Below are 16,961 nucleotides of genomic sequence, written 5' to 3'. Positions count from 1 at the left end.
CCACCCTAGCCCAGCAACTGGTCCCTTGCCAGATGGTGTGAATTGGTAATATAAGTTTACCAAAGAGGAGTGCCCGCCATGGAAATGCCAGCCCCGGATCCCAAAGTCTTGTCGCGCAAAGCCCACCTGGCTGCGCGTCTGGCAAAGGTTTTGCCCGCAGACGCCCTGATCACGGAGGAGGCGGAAACCCGTGCCTATGAATGTGATGCGCTGACGGCTTACAAATGTCCGCCGCTGCTGGCGGTGCTGCCGCGCAGCACGGCTGAAGTGTCCGAGGTCCTGCGTATCTGCCACGAAGAGGGCGTGCCTGTGGTGCCGCGCGGGTCGGGCACCTCGCTGGCCGGGGGCGCCCTGCCAACCGCGGATTGCGTGATCCTGGGCGTTGCACGGATGAATGACGTGCTGGAGACCGATTACGAGAACCGCATCATCCGGGTGCAGACCGGGCGTACCAACCTCTCCGTATCCGGCGCGGTGGAGGAGGAGGATTTCTTCTACGCGCCCGACCCGTCGAGCCAGCTGGCCTGCGCCATTGCCGGCAATATCGCGATGAACTCGGGCGGGGCGCACTGCCTGAAGTATGGCGTTACAACCAACAACCTGATGGGCGTTACCATGGTGATGATGGATGGCACTGTGGTCGAAATCGGCGGCGCCCATTTGGATGCGGGCGGCTTGGATCTGCTTGGTGTCATCTGCGGCAGCGAGGGGCAGCTTGGCGTCGTGACCGAGGCGACCCTGCGGATTCTGCACAAGCCCGAAGGCGCCCGTCCCGTGCTGATCGGCTATGACAGCAACGAAGTGGCCGGCGCCTGCGTCAGCGATATTATCAAGGCGGGCGTGCTGCCCGTTGCTATCGAGTTCATGGACCGTCCCTGCATTGAGGCCTGCGAGGCCTTTGCTAAGGCGGGCTATCCCATGTGCGAGGCGCTGCTGATCATCGAGGTCGAAGGCAGCGATGCCGAGATCGACGCGCAACTGAAGGTGATCAAAGACATCGCTCAATCCCACAATCCGGTCGAATTGCGCGAGGCCACCGATGCTGACGAAGCCGCGCGGATCTGGCTGGGCCGCAAATCCGCCTTTGGCGCCATGGGGCAGATCAACGACTACATGTGCCTTGATGGGACCATTCCTGTGTCCTCTTTGCCCTACGTGCTGCGCCGCATCGGCGAGATGAGTCAGGAATTCGGGCTGGCGGTGGCCAATGTGTTTCACGCCGGCGATGGCAACATGCACCCGCTGATCCTGTTCGATGCCAATAAACCCGGAGACCTTGAACTCTGCGAGGAATTCGGCGCCGAGGTACTTAAACTCTGCGTCGAAGTCGGCGGCTGCCTGACCGGCGAACATGGCGTCGGGATCGAAAAACGCGATCTGATGCTGCACCAGTACTCGGGCGATGATCTGGAGGCCCAGCTGAAGGTCAAGGATGTCTTCGATCCGCAGTGGCTGCTGAACCCGGCCAAGGTCTTCCCGCTGTCGGTAACCGAAAGCCGCCGCACCCCGGCGCTGGCGGCGGAATGACCCCCGCCTTCAATGATTCTCCAGAACGTTTGGAAAAAACCATGATGCGACCCGAAAGCGAGGCCGAACTGGCCGGGATGATCGCTGCGGCCAAGGGCCCCCTCAACATCCAGGGCGGCGGCACCCGTGGCATGGCGGTGGAAGGGGAGACCCTGAGCCTTTCTGCCCTTAGCGGGGTTGAGCTTTATGAACCCGGCGCGCTGACCCTAGTGGCCAAAGCCGGAACCCCGGTGGCTGAGATCGAGGGATTGCTGGCCGCAGAGAACCAGCGCCTTGCCTTTGAACCGGCGGACTACCGCGCCCTTCTGGGCACCGACGGCACGCCAACCATCGGTTCGCTCTTTGCCGCCAATATCTCGGGGCCGCGCCGCATTCAGTCGGGCGCGGCGCGGGATTTCCTGCTGGGCGTGCGTTTTGTCGATGGCACCGGCCAGATCGTCAAGAACGGCGGCCGGGTGATGAAGAACGTCACCGGCTATGATCTGGTGAAACTGATGTCCGGCGCGCAAGGGACGCTGGGAGTGCTGAGCGAGGTGTCCTTCAAGGTGCTGCCGCGTGCGGCGCAGATGGCCACCGTTTCGGTTGGCGGTCTGGATCTGCCGGGCGCGGTGCGGGCGATGTCCGCGGCGCTTGGCTCGCCCTTTGATGTGACCGGGGCCGCATATGATCCCGACACGATGACCGCCCATATTCGCGTCGAAGGCTTCGAGGAATCGGTGGACTACCGCTGTGACGCGCTGGTGAAGCGGCTGGCTGAGCACGGCATTGCCCACCGCGCCGAAGCAGGTGAGGATCTGTGGCAGGGCATCCGCGATGTGACAGCGTTCCACGGCCATGACGGTGACGTCTGGCGGATCAGCGTGAAACCGTCCGATGCAGTGGAGTTGGCGCCGCGCCTTGGCGCGACGGCTTTGCAACTCGACTGGGGTGGCGGGTTGATCTGGGCGCTGATGCCCGAAGGTAGCGACCTGCGCAAAAAGATGTCGGGCGCTGGCACCGGGATGGAACCGGTTCCAGGCCATGCCACCTTGGTTCGCGCCAGTGCCGAAACCGCTGCGCGCCTTGGCCGGTTCGAACCGCAACCGGCGCCTCTTGCGGCCCTGTCCAAGGGGCTGCGCGACCAGTTCGATCCGCGCGGGATCCTGAACCCTGGCCTGATGGGATAAGACATGCAGACTGAATTTACCGAAGACCAGCTGAAGGATCCCGGCATTCAGCGCTCGAACGAGATCCTGCGTTCCTGCGTGCATTGCGGATTTTGCACCGCGACCTGTCCGACCTATCAGGTTCTGGGGGATGAGCTCGACAGCCCGCGTGGGCGGATCTACCTGATCAAGGACATGCTGGAAAACAACCGCGTGCCGGATGAAAAGACGGTCAAGCATATCGACCGCTGCCTTTCCTGCCTGGCTTGCATGACCACCTGCCCGTCGGGCGTGCATTACATGCATCTGATTGACCACGCGCGCGCTTATATCGACAAGAATTACAAACGCCCCTTTACCGACCGGGCGCTGCGCTGGGTTCTGGCGCAGATTCTGCCCTATCCGGGCCGATTCCGCCTCGCGCTGTTCGGTGCGAAACTGGCGCGTCCCTTCAAAGGGCTGGTGCCCGATGCGCGGCTTCGGGCGATGCTGGACATGGCGCCCAAGGACATCCCGCCGGTCAGCCGCAACGATGATCCGCAAAGCTTTGCCCCCGCAGAGCCACGCAAGAAACGCGTGGCGCTGATGACCGGCTGCGCGCAAAAGGCGCTCAACACCGATATCAACGATGCCACCATCCGCCTGCTGACCCGGCTGGGCTGCGAAGTGGTCGTGGCCAAGGGCGCGGGCTGCTGCGGGGCGCTGACCCATCACATGGGGCGCGAGGACGAAAGCCACGCCACCGCGGCCAAGAACATCCGCGCCTGGTGTGCCGAGATCGACGGGCAGGGGCTGGATGCCATCGTCATCAACACCTCGGGATGTGGCACCACGGTGAAGGACTACGGCCATATGTTCCGCAATGATGCGCTGGCGGCGGATGCGGCGCGGGTATCGGAACGGGCAATGGATATTTCTGAGCTGCTGATGCAACTCGACCTGCCCGAAGGTGGCGACAAGGGGCTGACCGTTGCCTATCACGCGGCCTGCTCACTGCAGCACGGCCAGCAGATCAAGACGCATCCCAAGACGCTGCTGAAACGCGCCGGTTTCAAGGTGGTGGAGCCTGCCGACAGCCACCTGTGCTGTGGCTCTGCCGGGACCTACAACCTGATGCAGCCGGAAATCTCGGGCCAGCTGAAGGCGCGCAAGGTCAAGACGCTGGAGGCGAAGAACCCCGACCTGATCGCCGCTGGCAATATCGGCTGCATGATGCAGATTGGGTCAGGCACCAAGCTGCCCATCGTGCATACGGTTGAGTTATTGGACTGGGCCACCGGTGGTCCGAAACCGCCGACGATGACCGATGGGAACGGGCATGCCGCCACGGCCGAGGATCAGGTGCCGATCCTGCGCTGATCCCACAGTGGCAAATTTTTTGCGGGGCCGGGCTGTATCAGCGCGGCCCTTGCCGTATTTTCGCCCCAACAGATACCTATCCTGAAAGCAGGGTGAGCAGGGAGACATGCGTGCGGCATTGGGTTTTCGGGATTTTGGCGGCGCTGCTGCCCGCGTTTGTGGCGGCTGGTGACAGCCGACTTCAGCGGCTCGACACCACGGATGCGGGCCGCGCCTGGGAGGCGGTTGGCCGTCTCGATGTCAATGGTGAAGGCTTCTGCACAGGCTCGCTCATCGCGCCGGATCTGGTCCTGACAGCAGCACATTGTCTGTTTGATGGGCGGACCGGTCAGCGGATCGCCCCAGAGACGATCGAGTTTCTGGCCGGCTGGCGCAATGGCCGCGCCTCGGCCTATCGCTCGGTGCGCCGGGCGGTGATCCACCCCGACTATGTCTATGATGGCGAGGTATCGACCGGGCGGGTGCGCAAGGATATCGCGCTGTTGCAGCTGCAGCGCCCCATCCGCAACACCACCGTTATCCCGTTCGAAACCGACCGGCGCCCGCGCAGGGGGAGCCGGATTGGCGTGGTGTCTTATGCGCATGATCGCTCCGAAGCGCCCTCGCTGCAGGAGGTCTGCGCCGTCACCGCACAGCAGCAGGGGGTTCTTGTGATGTCCTGCGATGTGGATTTCGGCTCCTCCGGAGCGCCGGTGTTTTCCTTTGACGGGAAAACACCACGCATCGTCTCGGTGGTCTCGGCCAAGGCAGAGGTGAACGGCCAGCGGGTGTCGCTTGGCGCGGCGCTGGGCGAGGGGCTGGATCTGTTGCAGGCGCAGCTGACCGGCACCCATATCGGCAGCCGCATGCCGCCCGGTGTGGGCCGGGTTCAGGTCGGCGATGGCCGCCGTACCAGCGGCGCCAAATTCATCCGTCAGTAGGCCTCAGACGGGGCATATTTCCGCGCCCTGCCAACCTCTTGAAACCCACGATGCAGTCCTTATCTCGATTGTGTCGGGTCGCCGCCAAGCGGGGCCCGATGGAAATGAACGCCCTGCCCCAGACGTGGGAGGGCAATGTACATATCGCTCAATGATGAGGATGACACATATGCGTACCTTTGATTTTGCACCGCTGCACCGTGCGACCGTGGGATTTGACCAGATCGCGGACCTGATGGACCGGGTTCTCAGCAACGATGTAAGCCAGCCCAGCTATCCCCCTTACAATATTGAAAAGACCGATGCCGACAGCTATCGCATTTCGATTGCGGTCGCCGGTTTCTCCGAAGCCGACCTCAGCGTCGAGGTGAAGGAGCACGCCCTGGTCGTGTCGGCCCGCAAGGCCGAAGCGGATGAGGACCGGACCTTCCTGCACCGCGGCATCGCCACCCGCGCGTTCGAGCGCCGTTTCACACTGGCCGACCATGTGCGCGTCACCGGCGCCAGCCATGCGGATGGCATGCTGCATATCGACCTGCAGCGCGAAGTGCCCGAGGCCCTGAAACCGCGCCGGATCGAGATCAGCTCTGCCACACCGCAGCGCGCCGAACTGGAAGCGCAGAAGGTCAACTGATCCTTCCCCGCACAGGGTTCTGCCTGCTTTGAAACTCCCCGAGGTCGCCGTCCTACCCGTGGCGGCCTTCCTTCCCCCGTGTCCGGATGCCGGGCGCGGGGGCTTTTGCGTTTGGCGCATCTCACGGTCGAAACTGACCGGATGGTAGGGACCGTCCTTTTCTGCTATCAGAAGCTGGAAAGGAGCCGCCATGCCCCCTGCCTCTCGCCCCGCTGACCGCCCTGCGTCACGATCCGCAAATCGTCCGGACGAATTCGTTCTGGCCGCAACGCAGCTTTTTGCGAACCGGGGCTATCACGGCGCCTCGATCGCCAATATCGCGGATGAGCTGGGGCTGACCAAACAGGCTCTCTTGCACCATTTCGGCAGCAAGGACGCGCTGTATGAGCGGGTGCTGGAAGGGGTAGCGGATCGCATGATGCTGATGCTGATGGAGGCGCAGAACCCCGATGCCGCGCCGGAGCAGCGGCTTGAGACGTTTTTCGAAACCTATCTGAGCGAGGGGCTGCTCAATCCTGTCGACAGCCGCCTGATCCTGCGGGAGCTGCTGGATGACCGACAGGAAGACCAGCCCGCTGAACGCTGGTTCCTGCGGCCCTTTTTGCAGGAACTGGTGGCCATGGTGCAGGATGCACCGGCCTGGCGCGCCGCGCCGCCCGCGGCCGCATTGGCAGCGGTTTGCGATCTGCTGGGGGCGATTAGCTATTTCGCCATGTCGCAACCGGTTCTGCCTCGCCTTCCGGGGCAGGCAGGGGCGGTCGAGGCTTTTCGTGCGCAGATACGAAAAAGGGTCCGCGACCTTGCCGGTCACGGACCCCAGTCCTGATGCTCTGATCCTTTGCGTGCCGGATCAGACCGACATGCAGATGTACTTCATCTCCAGATAATCTTCGATGCCGTGATGGCTGCCTTCGCGCCCGAGGCCCGACTGCTTGACGCCGCCAAAGGGCGCGACCTCGGTCGAGATGATCCCGGTGTTGACGCCGACGATGCCGTATTCCAGCGCCTCGGCCACTTTGTAGACCCGGCTCAGATCCTTGGCGTAGAAATAGGATGCGAGGCCAAAGATGGTGTCATTGGCCATGGCGATGACCTCGTCCTCGTCCTCGAATTTGAACAGCGGCGCCAGCGGGCCGAATGTTTCCTCGGTCGAGAACTGCATATCCGTGGTGGCGCCGGTCACGATGGTCGGCTGGAAGAAGGAGCCGCCCAGCTCGGACGGGGTGCCGCCCAGGATGATCTCGGCGCCCTTGGCCGTGGCGTCTGCCAGATGGGCTTCTACCTTTTCAACGGCCTTGTTGTTGATCAGAGGGCCGAACTGCACACCGTCCTCAAGGCCGTCACCGACCTTCATCTTGGCAACCGCCTCTTTCAGCTTGGCGGCGAAGGCATCATAGACACCGGCCTGCACGTAGATCCGGTTGGCGCAGACGCAGGTCTGGCCGTTGTTGCGGAACTTGCACATGATCGCGCCTTCGACAGCAGCGTCGAGATCGGCATCGTCAAAGACGATGAAGGGCGCATTGCCACCCAGCTCCATCGAGCATTTCATCACCTGATCCGCCGCTTGACGCAGCAGCAGACGGCCAACCGGGGTCGAGCCGGTGAAGGTCAGCTTGCGGACTGCCGGGTTCTCACAGAATTCCAGCCCGGTTTCTGGCGCGTCCGAGGTGGTGACCACGTTGAACACACCCGCCGGAATGCCTGCGCGTTCCGCTAGAACCGCCAGCGCGGTGGCCGAGAGGGGCGTCAGCTCGGCCGGGCGGGCGACAAAGGCACAGCCTGCGGCCAGCGCCGGACCGGCCTTGCGGGTAATCATCGCGTTGGGAAAGTTCCACGGCGTGATTGAGGCGGCAACCCCGATGGGCTGTTTCAGAACGGTGATCCGCTTGTCGCGCTGATGGCCGGGAATGGTCTCGCCATAGATCCGCTTTGCCTCCTCAGCAAAGAACTCGATGAAGGAGGCGCCATAGGCGATCTCGCCTTTGGCTTCGGCCAGGGGTTTGCCCATTTCCGCGGTTAGGATGATGCCCAAGTCGTCCTGGTTTTCCATCATCAGGTCAAACCACTTGCGCAAGACATTCGCGCGTTCCTTGCCGGTCCATTTGGCCCAGTCTTTCTGTGCGGCTTCGGCCTGGGCGATGGCACCTGCAACCTGCGCGCGGCTGAGATCGGCAACTTCAGCAACCACATCGCCACGCGCGGGGTTGGTGACATCAAAGGTGCCCTTGTCTCCGTCAACAAACTGGCCGCCCACATAGGCGCGGGTTTCCAGCAGGGTCGGGTCCTTCAAAAGGGACTTCAGCTCGGTGTTCTTGGTCAGCATTGGTGTCTCCCCGGATTATTTGCAGGCATGCAAATCAGCTGGTCATTCATATGTCCAGAACCTTCGATGAGTCCAGAATTTGATCATAAATCTGCCGGACGCTAGGCATAGGCTAAGCAGAAGGGCCGGATGCAGCCGCTTCAGTTAGCTGTTTGACATTGTCCCGCGCAGCCCGTCACTTTGGCAAAAACAACAAACCGGGGAGACTGCCATGGAACTGGACGACGCCTATGCCAACGGAGCCTATATCGCGGGAGCGGATGACTATCCACCGCGCTGGGATGCCTCGGCCGAGGATTTCCGCAACAGCCTGCACGAGCGCGCCCAGCTCGACATTCCATACGGTCCAGGCGATCGAAACAAGTTCGACCTCTTCCTGCCCGAAGGTACGCCCAAGGGTGTCTTCATCTTCGTGCACGGCGGCTACTGGCTGAGGTTTGACAAAAGCACATGGTCGCATCTGGCGGTAGGTCCGCTGGCGCATGGCTGGGCCGTGGCAATGCCGTCCTACGACCTGTGCCCCGATGTCTCCATTGCCGAGATCACCCGGCAGGTGGCCTCGGCGGTGGTACATATCGCCGAAGAAGTGGACGGCCCCATCGCCCTGGCCGGGCATTCTGCCGGGGGGCATCTGGTCGCCCGCATGCTGGACCGGGCGCTGCTGCCCGAGGATGTAGGCGCGCGCCTGAAAACAGTGATCCCAATTTCGCCGCTGTCGGATCTGCTGCCGCTGTTGCGAACCTCGATGAACAAACAATTCAAGATGGACGCCGAGGCCGCCAAGGCCGAAAGCCCGGTGGAGATGCAGGACCGCTATGACGTACCGGTCACCGTCTGGGTCGGCGCCGAGGAACGCCCGGCGTTTCTGGATCAGGCGCAATGGCTGACCGATGCCTGGGCGACGGATCACGTCATCGCCTTTGGCAAGCATCATTTCAATGTCATCGACCCATTGGCGGATCCCGACAGCGACTTGGTGGCGCTGATCGTCAATTAGGCAGCCCTGCCGATCTGCGCCGCATCAAGGCACGCCCCGGGCAGGGCGGCGCAGAAAATACTTGCCAGCGCTGCGATTCCGCAGCATGTCTGGGATCAGGGCCGGGCGATGGCGTCGCCGCGTGAGGGAGTTCTCACGGGACCCTGACTTAGACACACAATCTGTCCTGTACGCCGGGACCTTTCTTGTAAGCAAAGGAAGGATCCAGCATGACTGCACGTCCTGACATGTACCGTTTTCACAATGGCGAAAAGGCGCCGTTGCAATTCCCCGTGGCCGAGTATGAGGCGCGCATTGCGGGCCTGCGCAAGATCATGGAGCAGGCAGGCGTTTCCGCAGCCGTCTTCACGTCGATGCATAATATCTCGTATTATTCGGGGTTTACCTACTGCGCCTTTGGCCGTCCCTACGGTCTTGTGGTGACCGCCGATGCTGCCGTCACCATCAGCGCAGGCATCGACGCGGGCCAGCCCTGGCGCCGCTCTTTCTGCGATAATATCACCTATACCGACTGGCAGCGCGACAATTTCTGGCGTGCGATCCTGTCGGTTTCTGGCCCCGGCGCAACGGTGGGCTACGAGAGCGATCATCTGACCCTGCTGCAAAAGGGCAAGCTCGAATCCTTCCTGCAACCGGCTGAGATGATTGATCTTTACGAGCCGACCATGCGCCAGCGCATGCACAAATCCGCTGCCGAGATCGAGATGATCCGCGCCGGTGCCGCAGTGGCCGATGTGGGCGGCTATGCCATCCGCGATGCGATCCGCGAAGGGGTGCGGGAGATCGACGTGGCGATGGCGGGACGCGATGCGTTGGAGCTGGAGATCGCCAAACGCTTTCCCGATGCCGAATACCGCGACACCTGGGTCTGGTTCCAGTCAGGCATCAACACTGATGGCGCCCATAACCCGGTGACTGCGCGCAAGCTGCAGCGCGGCGATATCCTGTCGCTCAACACCTTTCCGATGATCTCGGGCTATTACACCGCGCTGGAGCGGACCCTGTTCGTCGGAGAGGTCGACCCCGACAGCCTGAAAGTCTGGGAGGCCAACGTCGCCGCCCATGAATACGGCATCTCGCTGCTAAAGCCCGGCGCCAGCTGCGCCGAGATCACCCACAAGATCAACGCCTTCTTCGAAGAGCGCGATCTCCTGCAATACCGCACTTTTGGCTACGGGCACTCCTTTGGCGTCCTGTCCCATTACTACGGGCGCGAGGCGGGACTGGAGCTGCGCGAGGATATCGAAACGGTGCTGGAGCCGGGAATGGTCATTTCGATGGAGCCGATGCTGACCATCGCGGAAGGCAACCCCGGCGCGGGCGGCTACCGCGAACATGACATCCTGGTGATCACCGAGGATGGCAACGAGAACATCACCGGCTACCCCTACGGGCCGGAGTTCAACGTGGTCGGGTAACGGGGGCCGAAAGGCTCAAGAGGCGGGGGGTGACATCCGCACACCCCCCGTATACCGGCTGTGCAGCCTCTGTTCGGCAGGTAGGCCGCAGTCCAGGGGTTATGCGGCGTTTTTCTCGCCGTCCACTGCCGCATTGCAGGCAATCCGGCGCATGTCGTCCCGGGTCATCGGCTGACCGAAGTAAAAACCCTGAACCGAGGTGCAGCTTTCTGCGCGCAGGAAGCTGAGTTCGTCTTCGACCTCGACCCCTTCGGCAAGAACCGGAATGTCGAGGGCAGCGCCGAGCAGCAGCGTGGAGCGCACGATGGCGGCACGCTGTGCGTCCTTATGCACGTCCTGAACGAAACTGCGGTCGATCTTGATCTTGTCAAAGGGGAAGGTCTGCAACATCGACAGCGACGAATACCCGGTGCCGAAATCATCCATGGCGATGCGAATGCTCAGCTCTTTCAGCTTGTGCATCACCTTCAGCGTATGCGCCTGATCATCGATGATGCTGGCCTCGGTAATTTCCAACTCCAGGCGTTGCGGGTCCAGACCGGTTTCAAACAGGTTGTCCATCACGTCTTCGACAAACGAGGGCTGCACCAGCTGTTGCGGCGCCACGTTGACGGCAATGCTGTAGGGGTGATCCCATTGCGCCGCCTCGCGGCAGGCCTCCCGCAGCACCCAGGCGCCGATATCGCGCACCAGACCGGTTTCTTCGGCCACCGGGATGAACTCATCCGGGGACACCCGACCACGCGTCGGATGGTTCCAGCGCAAGAGCACTTCGAACCCCACCGGTGCCAGCGTTTCCAATGTGTTCTGGAGTTGATACACCAGTTCGAATTCATTGTTCTGCAGCGCCAGACGCAGGTCATGCACCAGCTGTGTCTTGTCTCGGCTACGGCGGTCCATTTCCTCGTCGAATTGGCAGATCGGCGTGTCTGCTTCTGACTTGGCCCGATACATCGCAACATCCGATTTATGCAGCAACTGGTTCGGATCACGCCCGTCTTCCAGCGTCGTTGCAATCCCGATCGACGCCCCGACCCGCAACGAGACTTCCTCCAGGTCGATGGGCTCCACTATGGCGGCGTGCAGACGCTCTGCAAAGCTCTGCACCTCTTCGATGCGGCGGAACCCCAGTTTGACGGCGACAAATTCGTCGCCGCCAACCCGCGCGATGTATTCGCCTTCGCCTTTTTGCTCATTCAAGCTCTGCGAAACCCGGCGCAACACTGCATCGCCTATCGCATGGCCATGCAGATCATTCACCTCCTTGAACAGATTGAGGTCGATCGTCAGCACCGCCGCCTTTGCGGTCTCATTTTCAGTCAGCTGCGTCTGCAGGGCATCCAGTTTGCGGGTCAGCCACATCCGGTTTGGCATGCCGGTCAGCGGATCATGCAGGGCCGCATGAGTGAGTTGAGAACGGGATTCCCCTTCGAGATTGACCTCAATACTCGCAGACGCGATGGCGATCAGCAGAATGATCCCTGTCACTCCGAAGATCAGCATGGCCATGGCGGTATCCGAAATTGTCTCGGTCGGCACCTCAATTGAGGAATCCAGCCGGATCTCGATGGCGCTCATCCCGGTGAAATGCATAAGACAGATCGCCAGGACCATGGCCCCCGCTGGCCATAGCCGCCCGGCCACCCCGCCCAGGCGTTGGACAATCAAACCATAACTGAGTGCGCCAAAACCCGCGCCCAGAAGGACAGAGGCCACCAGATGCGGAAGGCTCCAGACAATCGTTCCGGGGAGCAAATAGGCGTTCATGCCAGTGTAATGCATCGCCGTCACGGTCAGCCCGAACACCGCCCCCGCTGCACAGGCCGCAATCCGGCTGCGGGCATAGGCCAGCCCGGTGTTTGCAGCCAGTGAACCGATGACGCCGACCAGAAGCGATACGCCAGTCAGCACCGGTTCATACCCATGCGCATAGCCCGGGTCATAGGACAGCATCGCGATAAAGTGGGTCGACCAGATCGTGGCCCCGGTGATCAAACCGGCAAGGGGCAGCTGAACCAGGCGGCGCATGCCCGTCCACTGGGTCAAACGGGTGGACATATGTGTGGAGAGCACCGAACCAATGACGCAAATAAAAGCAGCCACGGCAACCAGGCCATAAATATGCTCCTGGGTGATACAGTCCAACAGACGATACATGAACCAAGTCCTCGGGTCGTATATGAGATTCAGTCTCTTGTCCCGTTGAACGGTTAACAAAACAACCGTGATTCAGCTCGCCCCAGAGATAACATGAGTATCATTGTAATATTTAAAAAGTGATCATCCGCCATCCTGCCTTGGCGGGCTATGGTGGAAACGGCTCTCCGACCCCTCCCATTGCACGCTCCCTCGCAATCGGGCATAGGAGGGAGAACCCTCCTGTATTGTGCAGGCTGGGGCGGGCAGGGGGCTATGCAGTCCTGTGCCGCCCCAAGGATCCCTAACCGAGCCTTATAGACTGACCTCCGCCCCATGGACGATCTGCCCAAGAAGACCAAGAATGAATTCGCTCTGATCCAGCTTCTTCCTAACATCATGACGGTGGGGGCGATCTGTGCGGGGTTGTCGGCGATCCGGTTCGGGGTGCAGGGCAATTACGTGCTGGCGGTGCAGCTGATCCTGCTGGCGGCGCTGCTGGATGGTCTTGACGGGCGGTTGGCGCGGGCCTTGGGCAGCGACAGCAAGATGGGGGCCGAGCTGGATTCGCTCGCGGATTTCCTGAACTTCGGCGTCGCGGCGCCGCTGGTGATCTATTTCTGGGCCTTGCAGGACATGCGTAGCGCCGGGTGGATTTCGGTGCTGGTGTTCTCGGTCTGTTGCGTGGTGCGGCTGGCGCGGTTCAACGTGGCGGCGAAATCGGATGAGCCGGTCGTGGGCGAACGCCTTGGCTACTTCACCGGCATCCCTTCGCCTGCCGGGGCACTACTGGCGATGCTGCCGATGTTCGTCTCCTTCTCCTTCTCCGGCGGGCTGGTTGTTCCGGATCTGCTGATCTGCTTTCACATGGTTGTCATAGGTTTCCTTATGATCAGTCGCATCCCGACCTGGTCGCCCAAGGCGGTGAAGATCAGCCGGGAGAATGTGAAATACTTCCTGGTGGGCTGTGCCTTTGCCGGGGCGGCGGTTCTGACCTATGCTTGGACGACGCTGGTTGTGTTGTGCCTTGTTTACGTGGTTTTGGTGGTCTGGGGGCTGATCCGAAAGGTACCGGATTGAGCGGGTAACAAGAAAACGGGGAGGCACGGGATTGGAACTGAAGGCGGTTCAATCATCCTACGCGCGCTGGGCGCCAATTTATGACAGGACATTCGGGGCGGTTACCAATGCCGGGCGGCGCCGGGTCGTGAACTATATCAACCGGCGCGGCGGCAGCGTGCTGGAGGTTGGCGTTGGCACCGGGCTGTCGCTGCCACATTACGGCGCGGATCTGCGCGTCACTGGCATCGATTTCAGCACCGAAATGTTGGCAAAGGCGGAAACCCGCGTGGCCGAGATGGGGCTGGCCAATGTCGCCGGGTTGCGGCAGATGGATGCCCGCGATCTGGATTTTCCCGATGCCTCCTTTGACACTGTGGCGGCGATGCATGTGCTGTCGGTGGTGCCCGAGCCGCAAAAGGTGATGGCTGAAATCGCCCGGGTGCTGAAACCCGGTGGCGAGGTGGTGATCAGCAACCATTTCAAAAGCACCCAGGGCGTTCTCGCCTCGCTTGAGAAGATATCGGCCCCCTTTGCCAATGTGCTGGGCTGGCATTCCGATTTCGAGATCGGGACCATCCTTGGCGAAGAAACGCTCAGCCTCAAGGAGCAGGAAAGTCTGCCCCCCTTTGGGATGATGACCTTTCTGGTGCTGAAGAAAGCCCGCCAAAACTAAGCCAGTGCCCGAACTGCCTGCTTCGGATGGGCGGCGGGCGCCCCTGCGCCCTTGTGCGGTCGGCGGGATTGGCATCGCGGCAAAAACGCTTATGTTCGAAGGGGTAAGCCAGCGCATTGGCCGGGCTCTGCCGCAAGGCAGCGCCACAGGATGGGGCCGCGTTGGGGCTGGGGGCGGTGATGTTAGGCTTTTTGCGGCTGTTTTTCTTTTTGATGATCGGGCTCACGGTGGTTTATGGCGCCGTGTCGCTCTATTCGCGGGAGATGCGCCGGGCCAAACTGAAACGCCGCTGGGCCGAGAAGGGCTTGACCGGAGATCGCGCGGCCTTCATCCAGCGGGGGTTGCGGCAGTATGACCATTCGCTCCGGCGGCGGCTGATCCTGCTTGTCTATGTGGTGCCGCTGGGGTTGATTGCGACACTGATCTATATGGTCAATTTCAGATAGGAGGCCTTTATGGGCTACATCAAATGGGGATTTCTGATCACCGTCTGGCTGCTGTTCGGGGCCTTCCTGCACTATACGTTGCCGCAGTATGACGTGGTGCGGATCGTCAACACCTACGAGGAACGTCAGGAACTGAATGACTGGACGCGGATGTTCTGGTCGACGCCGGACACCCAATCGACCGAGCAGAGCAACCGGGATGTGCAGTTCATTCAGGCGGTGCGCCCCGATGGCAGCGCGATCGTCTACCGGAACGAGGACACCGGCTGGAACTGGCCGCCCTATTTCAAATTCGACACCGCCAATCTTTATACCGAGGCCAATGACGCGATCTCGAACAAGGCGGCGCCGGAATGGGTGGCGGTGCTGCATTATGGCTGGCGCAACGAATTCCTGTCGGCCTTTCCCAATGCGGTTGGGATCAAACCCGTTGCCGGGCCGGATGACAAACCTCTGAACTGGGTCAGCATCCTGATCCTTGTGCTGATTGCGGCGCTGTTCTGGGCCATCTACGTGCGCTGGCGCCGGTTCCGTCGCAACCGGCTCGACCCGATGATCGATGATGTGGAAGACAGCCTTTATGCCGCCGGGGACGCCATATCAGAGCGCCGCAGCAGGCTGCGCCGCTGGTTCGGGGGCGGCAATAAGTGAGCTGTCCGCCGCGCGGTGATGCGCGGAGCCCTTCCGGCTGAGGTCGATTAATCGTTGAATAGACCGGGGTTCTGGCTGATGTCCTGTGCCTGCTCCGCCGTCAGGCCAAACACCCTGGCTAGCTTGGCGGTCTTGTCTTCTGCAGAGTCCGTCTCGTGCAGGGTGACGAAGGGATCAAACCCGGCATCCCGGATCCGGTCGGTTTCATGCAGGATATCATTGCGGATGGTCGGCAGGATCCGGTCGAGGGTCTGTTTCGGTGTCTGCGCGCCAACGAGGCCGGATCGCTGGGCATGGGCGATCAGATACTCATCGGTGAAATTGCAGTCGAGATGCAGCACCTGCGTCACTGAGCGGTCAGAGGCGAAGTCATTCATCAGCTCCAGCCCCGAGGGATCTATGCAGACGATCAGCCGGTTGCTGTCGTAATATTCAAACAGCATGCGCATCAGGGCGCGGCGGTGGCGAGTGCGTTTCCACAGCGAGGCTTCGATCCCGCCAAGATCGGGTAAGGGCGTGTCTTCCTCGTGGAAGAGATAGGCGATGGCCGGAACCTCGGTGCGCTCGTTAACTTGCCGGATCAGCCTCTTGGCCACGTGCCATTTCTTGCACACAACCATGGTCAATTCCCGCTCCCGCCCCAGGCTGCTTTCGGTTTCCCAGAACCGCGGTGCAAAGCGGCGTCCGTTTCGACCGCGCTGGGTAAGAAACTGGAACAGGCTGCGCCCCTCGTTCGAGATCTGGAACTCCACGCCCTCGGCCGCGTAGAGCCGCCCGAGACGGCGTTTCAGATCCTTGGCATCCGGGCTGATCTTGCGGGCAAAGAGGAAATCCTGGCTCAGCAGCAGATCGTAGTGATCGTTGTAGAAATTCACCGGCATTCCGTAATCGGTGAACATCAGAAATGTGAGCGTGCGGCACTGGATCTCATCGCCCGGGATCAGGTGGCGGACCAGCGTCTGGAAAAAGGTCTCATCCGGGATCCATGTGGTGCGGAAGAAGCGGACCACATCGCGCCGGTCGCGCACGAATTGCAGGATCGCCTCAACAGTGCGGCGGCGCAGGCACCACCACTGGCTGCCAATCTGGACCTGAATGTCCGAAGGCACCGCGCGGTGCAGGCGGAGTTTCTTCTGAAGGTTATGACTCCATTCGAACAGAGCCTTGTTCTTGCGTTCGTTGAAGACATGCCGGTAGATCAACCGGTCTTCCTTCATGCCGGTCTTAATCCAGTCGCTTTCGAAGAAATCAAAGCTTTCGATGAAGTCGAAATCGTTCTGATCCAGATAGTCATGCGCGTATTGGGCGGTCTTGATCGCCATGCAATCGCCCGAGAGCATGTAGAAATGGGTGGCCCGGGGGAAGTTGTCGGCGGCGGTGCGCATTGCCGCAAGGGTGGCGCGGACCAGCGACCATTCTCCCCAGCCGCATTTGATGCGCCGCCGCGGAAAGCAGACATTGGGATTGTCGTCGAGGGCAGCGCGGATCTCGGCATAGTCCTGATCGCTGGCGCGGCCGTCGAAATGGATCACCATGTAATCGCCGACCGCCGTCAGCCGTTCGGCCTGCTGGATGATCGCCTCAGGGTCCTTATGGCAGAGCAGTATATATGCAATTTTTGCCATTCTGACGACGGTACGCCCCTGTTTTGCCGGATTGTCTTCTTG

At 61.4% G+C, this 16,961-nt stretch carries 15 protein-coding genes; 12 read left to right on the top strand and 3 right to left on the bottom strand.

Annotated elements, in window-relative coordinates; all coding sequences use genetic code 11:
• Nucleotides 1-78 precede the first annotated feature (78 nt).
• The 6 genes from SM765_RS14075 (at nt 79) to SM765_RS14050 (ending at nt 6,411) form a co-directional block, all read left to right on the top strand.
• Nucleotides 79-1,527, top strand: a complete 1,449-nt coding sequence (locus SM765_RS14075) for an FAD-linked oxidase C-terminal domain-containing protein (RefSeq protein WP_274830460.1) — start codon at nt 79-81, stop codon at nt 1,525-1,527.
• A gap of 44 nt (nt 1,528-1,571) precedes the next feature.
• Nucleotides 1,572-2,693, top strand: coding sequence for an FAD-binding protein (locus SM765_RS14070; RefSeq protein WP_274838278.1), 1,122 nt, complete (start codon nt 1,572-1,574; stop codon nt 2,691-2,693).
• A 3-nt stretch (nt 2,694-2,696) separates the two neighbouring features.
• Nucleotides 2,697-4,031 (top strand): glycolate oxidase subunit GlcF, encoded by a 1,335-nt coding sequence (glcF, locus tag SM765_RS14065; RefSeq protein WP_368981549.1) that lies wholly within the window; start codon nt 2,697-2,699, stop codon nt 4,029-4,031.
• 131 nt (nt 4,032-4,162) lie between these two features.
• On the top strand, nt 4,163-4,951 hold the full coding sequence (locus SM765_RS14060; RefSeq protein ID WP_370570771.1) for a trypsin-like serine peptidase: 789 nt from the start codon (nt 4,163-4,165) through the stop codon (nt 4,949-4,951).
• 169 nt (nt 4,952-5,120) lie between these two features.
• Nucleotides 5,121-5,585: an Hsp20 family protein gene (locus SM765_RS14055; RefSeq protein ID WP_065271688.1), complete on the top strand. Its 465-nt coding sequence runs from the start codon at nt 5,121-5,123 to the stop codon at nt 5,583-5,585.
• Nucleotides 5,586-5,775: 190 nt separating this feature from the next.
• Nucleotides 5,776-6,411 carry a TetR/AcrR family transcriptional regulator gene (locus SM765_RS14050; RefSeq protein WP_065271687.1) on the top strand — a complete coding sequence of 212 codons (636 nt, stop codon included), beginning with the start codon at nt 5,776-5,778 and terminating at the stop codon, nt 6,409-6,411.
• 24 nt (nt 6,412-6,435) lie between these two features.
• On the opposite strand, the gene SM765_RS14045 is transcribed toward SM765_RS14050, so the two are convergent.
• Nucleotides 6,436-7,911 carry an NAD-dependent succinate-semialdehyde dehydrogenase gene (locus SM765_RS14045; protein ID WP_274838180.1) on the bottom strand — a complete coding sequence of 492 codons (1,476 nt, stop codon included), beginning with the start codon at nt 7,909-7,911 and terminating at the stop codon, nt 6,436-6,438.
• A 211-nt stretch (nt 7,912-8,122) separates the two neighbouring features.
• Between SM765_RS14045 and SM765_RS14040 the strand changes: the two genes are divergently transcribed.
• Nucleotides 8,123-8,908: an alpha/beta hydrolase gene (locus tag SM765_RS14040; protein WP_274838181.1), complete on the top strand. Its 786-nt coding sequence runs from the start codon at nt 8,123-8,125 to the stop codon at nt 8,906-8,908.
• A gap of 209 nt (nt 8,909-9,117) precedes the next feature.
• Entirely contained in the window at nt 9,118-10,326 is a 1,209-nt protein-coding gene (locus SM765_RS14035) for an aminopeptidase P family protein (RefSeq protein ID WP_274838182.1), read from the top strand.
• Nucleotides 10,327-10,425: 99 nt separating this feature from the next.
• Here the strand turns inward: SM765_RS14035 and SM765_RS14030 are convergent, their stop codons facing one another.
• Nucleotides 10,426-12,483, bottom strand: coding sequence for a putative bifunctional diguanylate cyclase/phosphodiesterase (locus tag SM765_RS14030; RefSeq protein ID WP_274838183.1), 2,058 nt, complete (start codon nt 12,481-12,483; stop codon nt 10,426-10,428).
• A 315-nt stretch (nt 12,484-12,798) separates the two neighbouring features.
• Here SM765_RS14030 and pssA point away from each other — a divergent pair, with 315 nt between their 5' ends.
• The 4 genes from pssA to SM765_RS14010 all read left to right on the top strand — a co-directional run bounded on the left by pssA (nt 12,799) and on the right by SM765_RS14010 (nt 15,294).
• Nucleotides 12,799-13,542, top strand: coding sequence for a CDP-diacylglycerol--serine O-phosphatidyltransferase (pssA, locus tag SM765_RS14025; RefSeq protein ID WP_065271682.1), 744 nt, complete (start codon nt 12,799-12,801; stop codon nt 13,540-13,542).
• A 31-nt stretch (nt 13,543-13,573) separates the two neighbouring features.
• Entirely contained in the window at nt 13,574-14,197 is a 624-nt protein-coding gene (locus tag SM765_RS14020) for a class I SAM-dependent methyltransferase (protein ID WP_274833250.1), read from the top strand.
• Between the two features lie 179 nt (nt 14,198-14,376).
• Complete coding sequence (locus SM765_RS14015; RefSeq protein ID WP_274838279.1) at nt 14,377-14,643, top strand: hypothetical protein; 267 nt, start codon at nt 14,377-14,379, stop codon at nt 14,641-14,643.
• A gap of 9 nt (nt 14,644-14,652) precedes the next feature.
• Nucleotides 14,653-15,294, top strand: a complete 642-nt coding sequence (locus SM765_RS14010) for a DUF1523 family protein (protein WP_274838184.1) — start codon at nt 14,653-14,655, stop codon at nt 15,292-15,294.
• Between the two features lie 47 nt (nt 15,295-15,341).
• Here the strand turns inward: SM765_RS14010 and SM765_RS14005 are convergent, their stop codons facing one another.
• The gene (locus SM765_RS14005; protein ID WP_274838185.1) at nt 15,342-16,919 is read right to left on the bottom strand and encodes a DUF5928 domain-containing protein; all 1,578 of its coding nucleotides are present in this window, start codon (nt 16,917-16,919) and stop codon (nt 15,342-15,344) included.
• Nucleotides 16,920-16,961: the final 42 nt, after the last annotated feature.

The organism is Pseudophaeobacter sp. 1A09344, assembly GCF_041008745.1.
Classification (GTDB): domain Bacteria; phylum Pseudomonadota; class Alphaproteobacteria; order Rhodobacterales; family Rhodobacteraceae; genus Phycobacter; species Phycobacter gallaeciensis_A.
Note: the sequence above shows the minus strand (reverse complement) of the source record. Positions and strands in the feature narration are given on the sequence as shown.

What these genes read in the sequence shown, in the direction of transcription:
- SM765_RS14035 (WP_274838182.1), top strand. Translation starts at nt 9,118, where the DNA reads ATGACTGCACGTCCTGACATGTACCGTTTTCACAATGGCGAAAAGGCG.
- SM765_RS14070 (WP_274838278.1), top strand. Translation starts at nt 1,572, where the DNA reads ATGCGACCCGAAAGCGAGGCCGAACTGGCCGGGATGATCGCTGCGGCC.
- SM765_RS14040 (WP_274838181.1), top strand. Translation starts at nt 8,123, where the DNA reads ATGGAACTGGACGACGCCTATGCCAACGGAGCCTATATCGCGGGAGCG.
- SM765_RS14075 (WP_274830460.1), top strand. Translation starts at nt 79, where the DNA reads ATGGAAATGCCAGCCCCGGATCCCAAAGTCTTGTCGCGCAAAGCCCAC.
- SM765_RS14010 (WP_274838184.1), top strand. Translation starts at nt 14,653, where the DNA reads ATGGGCTACATCAAATGGGGATTTCTGATCACCGTCTGGCTGCTGTTC.
- SM765_RS14030 (WP_274838183.1), bottom strand. Translation starts at nt 12,483, where the DNA reads ATGTATCGTCTGTTGGACTGTATCACCCAGGAGCATATTTATGGCCTG.
- glcF (WP_368981549.1), top strand. Translation starts at nt 2,697, where the DNA reads ATGCAGACTGAATTTACCGAAGACCAGCTGAAGGATCCCGGCATTCAG.
- SM765_RS14015 (WP_274838279.1), top strand. Translation starts at nt 14,377, where the DNA reads ATGTTAGGCTTTTTGCGGCTGTTTTTCTTTTTGATGATCGGGCTCACG.
- pssA (WP_065271682.1), top strand. Translation starts at nt 12,799, where the DNA reads ATGGACGATCTGCCCAAGAAGACCAAGAATGAATTCGCTCTGATCCAG.
- SM765_RS14045 (WP_274838180.1), bottom strand. Translation starts at nt 7,911, where the DNA reads ATGCTGACCAAGAACACCGAGCTGAAGTCCCTTTTGAAGGACCCGACC.
- SM765_RS14050 (WP_065271687.1), top strand. Translation starts at nt 5,776, where the DNA reads ATGCCCCCTGCCTCTCGCCCCGCTGACCGCCCTGCGTCACGATCCGCA.
- SM765_RS14005 (WP_274838185.1), bottom strand. Translation starts at nt 16,919, where the DNA reads ATGGCAAAAATTGCATATATACTGCTCTGCCATAAGGACCCTGAGGCG.
- SM765_RS14055 (WP_065271688.1), top strand. Translation starts at nt 5,121, where the DNA reads ATGCGTACCTTTGATTTTGCACCGCTGCACCGTGCGACCGTGGGATTT.